We start from the raw sequence: 13,207 nt of genomic DNA, 5'->3' as shown, positions 1-13,207 counted from the left end.
TCTAGGGCTATAGTAAACCCAGGCGAACTATTTTTGCGCGACATATGGCATTTATTTCAAACTAGTCACCCGGCAGTTAGGGACGTTCCTTTCCTGCCGGCAAATGGGGACAGTCCTTGCCAACCCAGCCGGCGAAGCGGTAGATCGGCAAAGACTGTCCCAATGACTAGTCGTTTAAGTCTGTCCCCAATGACTACTCTTGGTCGTTTAAGTCTGTCCCCAATGAGTACCCGATGGCTAGGTGGCTAGGCGTGGGATTTGGTGTGCGTGAGGGCTAGGCCTACGGCGGCGATGGCGGCGGCGAAGAGCACGGTGACGCCCAGGTCGCAGGCAATGTCGCCCAGCACGGCAGACGTCAGGTCCGACGCAAGCGCCTTGCCGATCGCATCGTTCACCCAATACGTCGGCACAAAGTGCGCCACGGTCTGCACGGCCGACCCCATGAGCGACAGTGGCATCCAGGCACCGCCCAAAAACGTCATGAGCATACCGAGCAGGTTACCCACACCGTTGAGCAACTCCTCGCGCGCACCCAGGCTCGACAGCGTAAAGCCAACGGCCAGGGGCGTGCACGCCAAGGCAAACGTCGCCGCCAGCGCCAGGCACACGCGGCCCACGCCAACCTCGGCGACCTCGCTGGCAAAGCCCACAACGCCCATCATGCTCGACACAAACCAAATACAGACGGTGAGCACGGCGGCGGCCGCAAACACGGCAAGCGAGCGCTGGCGCTCGGAGACCGGGCCGGCGTCCATGCGGCGAACGCGCTCGGGCTTGTTCATGCCCGAGAACACCAGACCCACCGACACGATGACCGACGAGATAATCGCGTACGCGCCAAAGTTGAAGTACGACTCGAGCGTCGCGGCGGCGGTCGAGTCGACCTTGACCTGCTCGATCTGGACCTCGGCGCGTTTGGCGGCGGCGTACTCGGCGGCCTTGGCCACGTCGCCGTCAGAGGCAGTGGGCTCAAGCGCCGCCGCAGCGCCCGCGAGCGAGATCCAGCGCGAGGCCTCGGCAGACGAAAGCGCCGCCGCCATGGTGCCGGCACCGTAGGTCACATCGAGCTTGGGCAGGGACTCCCCCGCGCGGGCGGCTGCAACGAGATCGTCCTCAAACCCCTCCGGGATAAAGAACACGCAGTCGGCGCTACCCTTGGCGCTGTTGCTCTTAGAAAGCGCGTCCGCAAGATCGTACGTATCGTCGCCAACGCCCGTGACCAGCTCAAAGCGTGAGCCCAGGTGCTTGGTGAGCGCCCGCGAAAGGTCGCTATTGTCGCGGTCGACCACGATCACGTTGGCGTCGTAGGGCTTGTACTCGGTAAGCTGCGACGAGTTCCAGCTCACCGAGGCCGCGATGAATACGCCCATGAGCGAGATGAACACCGTGTAGATGAGCAGGTAGAACGGGTGCGCCAGCGCCATGCGAAGCGCGGTCTTAAAGGTGCTCATAGCGGCTCCTTCCAAAGATCAGCGTGTCGGCGACAACGAACAGCAGCGCCATAAGGACCAGCGCGCCGGCGCGAACGGCAAAGGGGCCCAGGTCCTCAAAGAAATACAGGCGGTTGAACATGTCGCAGATAAGCTTGACGGGATTGAGCCAGCACTCGGCCGGGCAGGCGCGGGCGACGTCGCCGGCAAGCGCCATCGCCGGCTCGCCGTAGAGGCCGGCGAACAGGGCGCACGTGGTGGCAAAGCCCGTGAGGATGCCCGACTTGGACGCCTTGCCGCCTTTAACGGGAAGCGTGCCCACAAAGAGCCCCAAGCCCGTGGCGGCTAGCGCGGAAGCGGCGCCGCCCACCAGACACAGCCCTTCACGACCGCCAAAGTCGACGCCCACGACCAGTCGCACGTAGCCGATCGCGATCGTCATCGAGACAAAGGAAACCAGCCACGAGCCCACAAAGATACCGGCCAGCGATGCCGTCTTGGAAAGACCGCCCACGCAGCGGCGCGCGCCAAGGCCCGACAGATTAGGCTGCAAATCGACGACGCTCAAGGCGGCAAACTCGGCAGACATCATCGCGACCAGGCCAAAGAGCGCGTAGTAGTAGATAACCGTGCCATCGGGCGTGGCACGAGTCAGGCTCACGCGGCGGGTTCCGCCCTCGAGTGACAGAGCGCGCGCAACCGCCTCCGGGTCGGCGAGCGCCGCCGGGTCATCTTGAGCAATCTGGGCCATGAGCTCGGCATTTTGCGTATACGAGCTTGCCACCGTTTCAAGGATGCTGCGGTCGGTGAGCACCGACGAGGCGCGCGAGCTGTCGTAACTCGACAGCAGCGTGAGCCTGGGCGTGCCCGCGGCATCAACCGTATAGATGCCCGCGACCTCGCCGGCCTTGAGCGCTTTGCGCGCGACAGCCAAGTCTTCGTACTCGCTCACATCGAGCAGCTGGTCGTCGCCTGCCTTGGCAAGCGAAGCTGCCACATCCTTAAAGGTCGAGGCATCCCAGGCCTCGTCCGCCACGACGGCAACCGGCACCGGGTCGACCGTGCCGTCGGAGCTGAGGTTCGCAAACATAAACATGAACATCGTGGAAAGCGCGATAGGAAAGAGAGCGCCCCAGACCCACGTGCTCGGCCGGCGCAGCAGCGTCTTGACCGTGGTGATGATGGTGTTGAACATGGCCGCCCCCTAGTCGCGCAGCTCGCGGCCGGTGATCTCGAGGAACACGTCGTTGAGGGTCGGCGGTTCGGAATAGATGCGGCCGAGCGGCACGTCATGCGAGCGCAGCGCATCGAGAATGTCCGTCAGGTTGTGCGGGCTCGCTTCGCACGAAAACGTGAGCTGTCCCGCCGTTGCCGAAAGGTCCAGAACGTGCGGCAGGCTTGCGACGGCACCGAGCGCCGCACTCGGAACCTCGCCGACCTCGATTACAATCTTCTCGCCCATCTGAATCATGCGCTTGAGCTCGTCGTTAGTGCCCTGCGCCAGCACGCGCCCACCGTCCATGATCATGATGCGGCTGCAGATCTGCTCGACTTCCTCCATGTAATGGCTGGTATACACCACCGTGGCGCCCTCGTCGCGCAGGCGGCAGATGCCCTCCAGGATGGCGTTGCGGCTTTGCGGGTCGACCGCCACCGTGGGTTCGTCAAAAAAGATGAGCTCGGGCTTGTGCGCGATGCCGCAGGCAATGTTGAGACGACGCGCCAGGCCGCCCGAGAGCTTGCCGGGGCGAAACTTGGTAAAGTCGCCCAGGCCGACAAAGTCAATCGCCTCGTCCACCAGCGCGCGGCGGCGTTTGCGGTCGTTGACGTAGAGACTGCAGAAATAGTCGATGTTCTCGCGCACGGTGAGCTCGTCGAACACCGCCACCTGTTGCGGCACCACGCCGATGCGGCGCTTGAGGTCGTAGCGGGCGGGCGTCATGGGCTCGCCGAACAGCTCGATGGTGCCCTTGTCGTAGGCGAGCAGCTGCAGAATACAGTTGATGGACGTGGTCTTGCCCGAGCCGTTGGGGCCCAGCAGGCCAAAGATCTCGCCGGGGGCGATGCTCAGGTTAAAGTGGTCGAGCGCGATAAGATCGTCGTAGCGCTTGACGAGGTTTTCGACGTGAATGATGTCTGTCATGAGGTGGCCCTTCCGTTGATTGCGGCCCGGTACGATTGCATCATCGCAGGAGCCGCCGACGCGCGCCAGTGAGCTTTGTCACGAGTGCGAGGGGGCGGAGGCGAAACCCCCGCTCGCGCGAGCGATCGACGCCGCTTTGCCGCACGGGAGGAATGTCACGGTTGCGCAGGCAGCCCCTCCACCACGCGCGGCTTCGCGTACAATACCCGTATGAACAGGCTTTTCGACAAATCGATCGTGCTGGCGTGCTGTATTGCGGCCGCCGTGGGTCTTGCTGTGGACGCTCGCCTGGTCGCGGCGTTTTGCCTTGGCGTTATTGCCACCTCGCTGGCCGAGGTCGCACAGGGAAACCGCGCCCGCCGTGCGAGCGAGACCGCGAGCTACGTTTACATCATCGCGGCAGTTTTCGTACCGCCGTTTGTGCCGCTTGCGCCTCTCGCCTTCTATGACATCGCGCGGCGCGTGCGCCGTGAGCACGCCTGGGTCGCGCTGGGCATTGGCTCCGTCTTTGCCTTTGCGCTCATCGCGGACCTTCGCACCGACGCGCTTACCGCCCGAACGCTCCTGCTGACCGCCATCCTTTCGGTTGCCGCCACCTTGCTATCGCTACGCACCGCCCAGTTGGAACGCGAGCAGCAGCGCATGCGCCGTACCCGCGACGAACTGCAGGAACGAGCCCTCGCGCTCGAAGCGCGCAACCGCGACCTCGCCGATCGCCAGGACTATGAGGTCGAACTTGCGACCCTGGCCGAGCGCGCCCGCATCGCGCGCGAAATTCACGACAACGTCGGCCACCAGCTCACGCGTGCTTCGTTGCAGACCGAGGCCCTGCGCGTGGTCCACGCCAACGAGCCCAGGATTGCCGCCGACTTTGCCGACGTCAAACGCACGGTTGACGAGGCGCTCCAGCTCGTACGCGCCAGCGTCCACGCCCTCAACGACAACGCCGTCGACCTCTCCGTACAGCTCGATTGCATCGTTGAAGGCGCACGCTCGGACGGCGGCCCGCAGGTTGAGCTTGAAGCTTTGGCCGAGCATGCGCCCGCAAATGTCGCCAACTGCTTTGCGGCGGTCCTGCGCGAGGCGCTTTCCAACGCCATGCGCCACGCCCATGCCAAAACCATTACCGTACGGTGCATGGAGCATCCGTCGTTTTACCAGCTCATCGTTACCGACGATGGCGCGGACGCGACCCCGGCGAGCAGCAGCAACGTCGCAGAAGGCATGGGGCTCGCCTCCATGCGCGAGCGCGTCGAGGCGCTTGGCGGCACCTTCACCGCCGGCCCGCGTGTCGGCGCCGGCGGCTGGCGCGTGTTTGCCACCGTTCCCAAACCGCAAGGAGATGAGGACCGATGAGGCTCATCGTTGTCGACGACGACCGCCTGGTGGTCGATTCGCTCAAGATCATCCTGGGTGCCCAGCCGCAGATCGAGGTGGTGGGTACCGGCGCCAACGGCAACGACGCGGTGGCGCTCTACGCTGAGCACGCGCCCGATATCGCACTGCTCGACATTCAGATGCCGGGGCGCGACGGACTTTCGGCGGCACGCGAGATCCTTGAGCGCGACCCCGCAGCACGCGTGGTGTTCCTGACCACGTTTTCTGATGACGAGTACATTGTGTCGGCGCTCAAGCTGGGCGCCCGCGGCTATCTGATCAAGACCGATGTCGCCGCCATTCCGCCAGCGCTGGCGCAGGTCATGGATGGCAAGCGCGTGCTGGAGGGCAAGGCAATCGAGGATGTCGATTTTGATGGGACGGGCGCCGAGGCCGGCACGCCCCGCCGCCCCGCAGCCTTTGCGGCCCTGACCGACCGCGAGTTCGAGGTCGCCGAGCTCATTGCCCGCGGCCTCGACAACAAGGAGATTGCCGCCACCGCCTATATGGGCGAAGGCACGGTGCGAAACCACATCAGCTCGATCCTGGCCAAAATGGGCCTGCGCAACCGCACCCAAATCGCCATCGCCTACCTGCGAGGGTAATCAACCAACGGCCGACCGCCCCAGCATAGCTAAATGGCTGCTACCGATTTAATGCCATTTCAAAACTATGCCGGTTTACGGGGCTAAACCTGGAAACCCCGTCCATGCTCTCGTTTTCCGCAAAATGGCAACTCGTCTACCTGCGGGTTTATTTTCCCGAATGTCGGCATGGTTGGGAGTTCGCGACTCAGCCCCGTAAACCGGCATAGTTTTGTTCGGGCAGCCCCGCGCGGGGGCCTCCGCAAGCCCCGCGGGACCAAAATTGATCCGTTTTCCTCCGTCCCCGGGGGATCATTTGGCAGCGCTCGCCACGAAATCGACCCATCTACTACGTTTGGTTCGATACCCCCGACCACACCCTCGTTTTGAACAAAACCGCAGGCGTTCTACCTGCGGTTTTGTTTCCGAGCTTTTCGGCATGGTCGGGGATAGGCAGTTAAACGTAGTAGATGGGCCGGTTTTGTGGCGCGCTCTCCTCCCCCGCGCACAAAAGTGCCGCCACGGAGAAGGGAGACGCCTCCGTGGCGGCTGGGGGTGGGGTGGGGGCTATGTTTTGGCTCCCCGCCAGCGGCCCGGGGCCCTTGGCCCCGGGCGCTGTCAGTGCGCCTAGCGCTTACGGATGCCCCAGATCAGGGCACCGACGCCGGACATGGCGACGACAAACGCCATGAGCAGCGCGGCTGCCTGCTGGTCACCCGTAGTAGGCAGGAAACCCTTGACCGTCTTGACGATATTCGTCACGGTCTTGGGCGTGCCGGGGTCGGGCGTCGGCACGGGCGTTTCGGGCTTCTTGTACGTGTTGTTAAACACGATGCCCTCGACGCTCTTGTCGCCCTTGGTATAGGCGACGCTCGCCTTGAGGTTGCCCTCGCCGCCGTCGACCACGTTGACGGTCGCGGTAAAGACGGACTTGTCATAGGTCATACCGGTCTCGTCGCCCTTGACCTCGCTGATGGTGTAGACGTACGTACCGGGCTCGTCGTACTCGAACTTGTCGAAGTTGATCTTGCCGTCGGCATCGTTGGTGACGGTGGACTCGATGTCCTCGCCAACGAGCTTAAAGCTAAACTCGTCCTTCTTGAGCTCGCGTCCCTCGAGCACCTTGATCGCGCCGATGGAGACCTGCGTGGGCATGGCGTGATACTTGTTGGTAAAGCCAGCCGACTCGGTGGTTCCCTCGAGCTTGTGCGTCGCGGTCAGCGTGCCGTCGCCGTTGTCGGAGACGGTGGTCACGACGGTGTAGGTCGCGCCGTCATAGGTGACGCCCTTGTACAGGCCGAGCGCGTTGGGGCAAGCCTCGCGCAGCGTGTACGTGTGCGTGCCGGGCGCCTCATAGTGGATCGGACTCAGCGTAACGTTGCCGTTGACGTCGTTGGTGCCGCTCGCGACAACCACGCCGTTCTCAAGCAGATCAAACGTGAACTCGCCAGCTGCAAGGTCGCGTCCGGTCAGACGCTTGACCGTCTTGACCTGATCGGTCACGTACGAATCGACGGGCGTCACGCTGTAGGTGTTGGTGAACGTGAAAGCCGCAGGGTCAACGCCTTCGCGCTTGACGCTCAGATGTCCGGCACCGTCGTCAGTCACGGTGTAGGAAACCTTACGCGTGGCGTTGGCGTCGTTGGTCACGCCAGGGGCGCTACCGGACTCGGTCACCGTGTAGGTAAAGGTGTGCGAGCGCGGAGCGGTGGGGGCTGCGGACTCGGACTCGTCGCTGGACTCGTCGGCGTTGGCATCAGCGTCGACGTCGGCCTCTTCAGCCTCTGCCTCGTCGGCCTCGGCTTCGTCAGCTTCGTCTGCCTCGGCCTTATCGGTCGCATCGGTCGTCACGCCCAGGGCGCGGTTGAGATCATCGAGCGTAAAGTGGATCTTGCCAAAGTCCACGTTGCCGGCCGCGTCGTTGGTTGCGGTCGCGTACTCGGGCATCGGGGCGCCCGCCTCGTCGGCGGTCACGGTGAAGGTGAACTTACCCGCGATGTCGGCCGGGGTCAGGCCCTCGGCGGCCTGGAGCTTCTTGGTGCCGGCGAGCGCGGCATCAACGGCATCGGCGCCGTAGACGTTCTTGAACTCGGGCTTGATGCCGTCGTAGACAGGCTTCGCCGTCAGGGTACCGTTGCCGTTATCGACGACGATGACCTTAAAGCTAAAGCTCGGCGTTTCGGCCGTGATGCCCTTGGCCGCGAGCTGCGGCGTGAACTCGAAGGCGGTGTAACCGATAGTCCATGCAAGCCTGGCATCCTTATCGGTGCGGATAGCGCGCTTGGCATTCACCAGGTCGGCGAGCATCTCGGTGGTGTAATGCAGGAAACCGAAGCTTACCTGCCCATTAACGTTGGTAGTGCACGTGCCCTCAATGGCTTCCTTCTCGCCTGCGTAGGCGATGCCAAAGTAGAACTCGCCGTCGGCCATCGGGCGACCGGTCAGGGTCTTGGTGGCAACGACCTGAGCGGCTTCACCACCAGTCGTGTTAGTCGTAGCGCTATAGCTGTTGACGAACGGGACCACGGCGCTGCCGACCGCAGCGGCACCAGTCTTGTACTCGGTCACCAGCGTGCCCTCGGGGCCGCCAGAAACGGTCGTCGTGGCGGTGAGCGTACCGGCGGTGTCGTCGGCGATGGCGATTGTCACGGTGCGGACAGCGTCGTCGTAGGTGTAGCCGGGCTGGTCGTCGTTCTTCTCGGCCACGGTGTATTTGAAGGTCTTACCGGCGTCAGCCTGCGTAAACTTGACCTCATGACCGGCCAGGATGTCAATCAGGCCGACCGTTCCCTCTGCCGTCGCGGGGGACTTGAATTCGTTGGCTCCGGGCAGCAGGCCAAGTGCGTTGGCCGAAGCCTCGTCGGCAGGCGTCACGGTAAAGGTGAACTGGCCCTCGGTCATGGGACGTCCGGAGAGGGTCTTGCTGAGCTTGAGGCCGCCGGCCGCGGTGTAGTTGAGCTCAGTGCGGTACGTGTTGGTAAAGCGTCCGTTTTCCTTCTTGGCGACGTTGGCGATCAGCTTGCCCTCGCCGTTCTCAGTCACGGTCACTTCGGCGGTCGCGACATGCTCGTCATACGTCATGCCGACCGTGCTGCCCGCGTTCTCGCGGATCTCGTACTTGTAGGTTCCGGCAGCCGTGTAGCGAATCTTGCCGAACTTGATGGCGGCGATGCCGTCCTTCGCGTCGCGCTTGTTCACGGTTACGGTTGCAGGATTGGGCAGCGGGGTGCCGTCGGGGGCGGTGATGGTAAAGCTGAACTCGTCCCCATCCGTCCACTCGCGACCGTCGATGGCCTTGCTCAGGCCAAAGTCGAGGTCTGCATCGGTCGGGGTCACGCTGTAAGTGTTCTCGAAGGTCGCAGGCGTGGCGCCCTTCAGGACATGCTCGGCCTTGAGGGTGCCATCGCCGTTGTCCGTGATGGTGGTCTCGATGGTGAACTTGGCATCGCTGTAGGTAATGCCCTTGCTGGTGGTTCCGCCGTTGACCTCGCGCAGCGTGTAGATGTGCTTGCCGGGCTTGTCGTAGGTGATCTTGTCCATTGCAATCTTGCCATCGGCAGTGTTGGTGCCCTTGGCAACGACCTTGTCGCCCTCGACGAGCTTGAAGCTAAACTCGCCGTCCTTGAGCGTGCGACCGGTCAGAACCTTGGTCGCGGTGATCTGGTCGGTGACACTGAACTCGTTGGGGTTCGGCTTATAGCTGTTGTTGAACTTCGCCTCGCCGGCTCCCTTCAGCTCATGCGTAGCGTTGAGCGTGCCGTCACCGTTGTCGGTGATGGTGGTCACGATGGTGTACTCGGCGGTGCTGTAGGTAATGCCGGCGACATTACCCTTGGCCTCGCGCAGCGTGTAGGTGTGCTTGCCGGGCTTGTCGTAGGTGATCTTGTCCATTGCAATCTTGCCGTCGGCGGCGTTGGTGCCCTTGGCAACGACCTTGCCGCCCTCGACGAGCTCGAAGGAGAACTCGCCGTCCTTGAGGTCGCGTCCGGTCAGGACCTTGGTCGCGATGACCTGGTCGGTAACGCTTTTCTCGATATGCTTCACGTTATAGGCATTGGTGAACGTAAATGCCGCATCGCCGTCCGCGTTACGGGATACGCTCAGTTTACCTTTGCCGTTATCAGTCACGGTGAAGGAAACCTCGCGCGACAGCTTGGCGTCGTTGGTCACGCCAGCGACCTCGCCGGACTCGGTCACGGTGTAGGTAAAGGTGTGCTCGCGCTTCTCGGGCTTCTCGCCCAGAGCATTGTTAAGGTCGTCGAGCTTAAAGGTGATCTCGCCAAAGTCGACCTTGCCGTCGGCGTCGTTGTGCACGCTCGTGCTCGCAGGCATAGGCGCGTCCTCTTCGCCGGTCACGGTAAAGGTGAACTTGCCGGTAATGTCGGCCGGGGTCAGGCCGTCGGAAACCTGCAGATTCTTCTTGCCCACAAGCGATGCCTTGACGGGTGCGGCAGTGTAGGCGTTCACAAACTTGTTGCCGGCGTCGCCGTAGACAGCCGTCGCCGTCAGGGTACCATCGCCGTTGTCGACAACGGTCACATACGCGTCAATTGCCGACACGGTAGCGCTCACGCCCGCGGGCAGCTCGCCGATCTGCTCGGCAGCGATGTAATGAATGGTCCACGTGGGTTTGCCTGAGCTAACATCAAACGATGCCTTGTCTTCCTTGACCAGCTTGGCGAGCGACTTGGTCGTGTACGTCAGCGGACCGAACTCAACCTTGCCACCCTTGTTGGTGGTCTCTAGCAGAGCCTCGTCGTGCCCCGCATAGCTCAATGCAAACTTGAATTCGTCATCGGCCATCGGACGCCCTGAGAGCGTCTTGGTGGCCTCAAGAGTCAGCGGGGTTTCCGTCTTGGCGCTATAGGTATTGGTGAACACCTTGTCCTCGGGCTTTGTGACCTCAGCCGTCAGCTTTCCGGCAGTATCGACGGTTACCTTTACGGTAATCTTCGCGACGTAATCGCTGTAGGTGATGCCACCCAGCTTGCCTGCGACCTCGCGGACCTCATAGGTGTACTCGCCCGGCTTGTTGTAGGTAATCTTACCGAAATCGATGGTCGTATCGCCATTGCGCACGGTCGCGTCAGTGCGCGCAGGCATCGGAGCGTCGTTCTCGGACGTCGCGGAGAGCTCAAACTTAAACTCATCGGTATCCGTCCAGTCGCGGCCCTCGAGCACCTTGGTCAAGCCAAAGTCGGCCTTGGTATCCACCGTTGCCGGCGTCAACTTATAGCTAATCTTGCCGTTGTTGCCCAGGTGAACGTCAACCTCCGTGGCGTTGTTGTTCCACTTGGGGTTGAGCACGTCGGTCGCGGTGCCGGTGGGGTTACCACCCACGCGCTCCTTGGTGGTGTGGAGCTCGTCAATAAAGGCAAGGCGTGCGGTTCCCTTCTTGAACGACAGGTTTCCGCTCGTGTCGCGCACGAAGGCGCCCTCAGAGCTCGCGGCGTCTTCGCCGGTAAACTCGATAACGGCAGTACTGGATTCAACCTTGCCGCCTTCGCCCGCTACCTCAAACTCATCCTTGTAGTAATAGGAGCCCTTGGCAGCCAGCGGGAGCTGGTCCTTCGCTGGCGTCTTGCAGTCCTTATCCGTGTAAATGGGGGTATTCTTCTGGAAATAGTAGTAGCGGTTGGAATCGGCGGGCTCAAAGTTCGCGATCGTATCGCCCAGCTGGCCGCGGTTCCACTTGTTCGCGTAGAAGCTAACGGTCTTTGAGTCGTTCTCCGTGGTGGTCACATTGCTCTTGATGTAGTCCTCGAGCCCCGGTACACTCTCGGGCGTAAACAGGTTATTGAGCGCGTCTTTCTTAACGCTCGAGGTGTAGTTCACCTGGATGGGCCCAGTCTCGTCGACCGTAAGCACACCATCGGTGATCTTAAAGTGGCGCAGCGGAATCAGAGACGCGGGGATCTTGACCGTTACGATGTCGCCGGCCTGAGGCTTACCCTCTTCGGCATGTTGAACGGTGATGACCAGGTTCGCAGCGGCACCCGCAAATTTGTAAGTGTCGACATTGCCTTCGGGCTTCTTTGTCGGCTTGTCAAACGTCTCGCCGTTGTACACGATGGACGTAAAGTCGTCGACCTGCATAAAGTCGCCCAGCCTATCGGTGAACGTAATGTAGCCGGACTCATGCTCGCCATAGCCGTCATGAACTTCGGTCGGGTAACCGGCTTTGATAATGCTTCCCGAGATCTCTTCGAAGATCTTCTCGAGCTCAGCGGCGTTGGTTGCCGACTTGTAGTAATTGGCGTTTTCCGCACGTGTGCCAAGCATATCGCTCGTATACGATTCTGCGTCGGGATAATTGCTCGACACGGCATGCATGAACTTGTTCTCATTGCTTGTGTCTCTAGCCGTGGGGACGGCATTGGGATCTGCGCCGTCAAAGATGCCGATCGTATAAATGTCGGAGCCTTTATTCTTGAGACTCTTGGCACTTTTGATGGCGCTATTGGCAACACTTGCCTGGAATCCACTTGAACTCGTAGGTGAACCATCGGTGAAGAAGACGACGACCTTCTTGGCGTCGGCACGAGCACGATCAGACGAAAATTGCTCATCAGCCAGCTCCAAGCCATAGTCGGCGCGCGTGGAACCGGCAGGACTGATGGAGTTGACCGTACTCTTTAGGTTCTCCGCACCTTTACCTTTGCCCTTGCTGCAGAGCGTCAGATCCTTCATGGTCTGCGAGTAGTTGTAGGTGTAGCCGCCTTTGCGATAAGTGCCGTTGCCGACCTGATTAGTCATATCGCCCGAAAACTATACGATGGCGACCTTGTGCTGCTTGGACTCGTCCGAAATCTTTGCATTCTGCTCCGCAATGGTGTCAATAAAGCCATTGGCGGCCTTCTTTAGCGCTTTGATACGCTTTGTGTTGTCGCTCTTACCCATGGGGTCATCCATCGACCCAGAAGCATCCAGCACCATCACGATGTCGAGCGGCTTGCCGGAAATCGTTGTATCGGATGTCGAAGAGATGGCAGACAGCGTGGTCAGGAAATCCGACTTTTCGCCTTCTCCGGTTTTCTTGACCGTTTTGTCGGTCCAAATTCGGCCGACGTTTTGAGTTGTAGTTTCCTTGCCGTCAATGCCGCCGGCCCAGTACTTCCAGTGGTCGCTGGTGTCGTAGTCGACGATCTTTTCACTCGCCGTCGGTCCATCCATTCCTGTGCTGGACCTGGCGTTGGCCTCGGGCAGCATGGCGAATGCTGCGGCTGGCAATACCAGCACTACGGCCAGTATCACCGCCAAGAGACCCCTCGTGTACCTGCTCATCGTGTCTCCCTTCTCGCGGTCTCAGACCTTGCATCAGCCTAAAGTTACGGAATGAGACACAATTAGGGCAGGTGACACATGTTCCAGATTCGGTTTTGGGCGTGAGACAAATGTCTCACCAAAGTTGAGACACGGCGTTTTCGCAGGAAAACGGGTGCGACTCGGAGCCATCAGGCAAAAATGACCCACTTTCCTCCGTCCCCGGGGAATCAGGGGCTGCTACGGATATGGTGCCATTTCAAAAGTATGCCGGATTACGGGGCTGAAGTCAGAGCCCTCATCCATACCCGCTATTTTTGAAAAACCGCAAGCCGTCGGTTTTGGTTTCGCGATTTTCGGCTTGGTCGGGGGTTCACTCTCCAGCCCCGTAAACCGGCATAGTTTTGTTT

Annotated in this window: 7 protein-coding genes; 2 read left to right on the top strand and 5 right to left on the bottom strand. The window is 61.3% G+C overall.

The genetic code is table 11. From position 1 onward, the window contains the following. Positions 1–245 precede the first annotated feature (245 nt). Genes DXC52_RS03880 through DXC52_RS03870 form a run of 3 tightly spaced genes read right to left on the bottom strand, consistent with a single transcriptional unit; the run spans position 246 to position 3,573 of the window. Positions 246–1,451 (bottom strand): ABC transporter permease, encoded by a 1,206-nt coding sequence (locus DXC52_RS03880; protein ID WP_117746213.1) that lies wholly within the window; start codon positions 1,449–1,451, stop codon positions 246–248. Next, the gene (locus DXC52_RS03875) at positions 1,438–2,625 is read right to left on the bottom strand and encodes an ABC transporter permease (protein ID WP_117746212.1); all 1,188 of its coding nucleotides are present in this window, start codon (positions 2,623–2,625) and stop codon (positions 1,438–1,440) included. The genes DXC52_RS03880 and DXC52_RS03875 overlap by 14 nt, the downstream gene beginning before the upstream one ends. 9 nt (positions 2,626–2,634) lie before the next feature. Beyond that, positions 2,635–3,573 (bottom strand): ABC transporter ATP-binding protein, encoded by a 939-nt coding sequence (locus DXC52_RS03870; RefSeq protein ID WP_117746211.1) that lies wholly within the window; start codon positions 3,571–3,573, stop codon positions 2,635–2,637. A gap of 210 nt (positions 3,574–3,783) precedes the next feature. On the opposite strand from DXC52_RS03870, the gene DXC52_RS03865 reads away from it, so the two are divergent. Together DXC52_RS03865 and DXC52_RS03860 are read left to right on the top strand one after the other, a co-directional pair. After that, a complete protein-coding gene (locus DXC52_RS03865; protein WP_117746210.1) occupies positions 3,784–4,929 on the top strand; it encodes a sensor histidine kinase in 1,146 nt (381 codons plus the stop codon). After that, positions 4,926–5,555: a response regulator transcription factor gene (locus DXC52_RS03860; RefSeq protein ID WP_117746209.1), complete on the top strand. Its 630-nt coding sequence runs from the start codon at positions 4,926–4,928 to the stop codon at positions 5,553–5,555. Before DXC52_RS03865 ends, DXC52_RS03860 begins: the two co-directional genes overlap by 4 nt. 606 nt (positions 5,556–6,161) lie before the next feature. Here DXC52_RS03860 and DXC52_RS03855 read toward each other — a convergent pair. Further along, positions 6,162–12,290, bottom strand: a complete 6,129-nt coding sequence (locus DXC52_RS03855; protein WP_117746208.1) for a Spy0128 family protein — start codon at positions 12,288–12,290, stop codon at positions 6,162–6,164. 12 nt (positions 12,291–12,302) lie between these two features. Continuing rightward, complete coding sequence (locus tag DXC52_RS03850) at positions 12,303–12,818, bottom strand: hypothetical protein (protein WP_117746207.1); 516 nt, start codon at positions 12,816–12,818, stop codon at positions 12,303–12,305. Positions 12,819–13,207 lie beyond the last annotated feature (389 nt).

It is taken from the genome of Collinsella sp. TF05-9AC (genome assembly GCF_003438495.1).
Taxonomy (GTDB): domain Bacteria; phylum Actinomycetota; class Coriobacteriia; order Coriobacteriales; family Coriobacteriaceae; genus Collinsella.
This window is presented reverse-complemented; position numbering and strand designations above follow the sequence as displayed.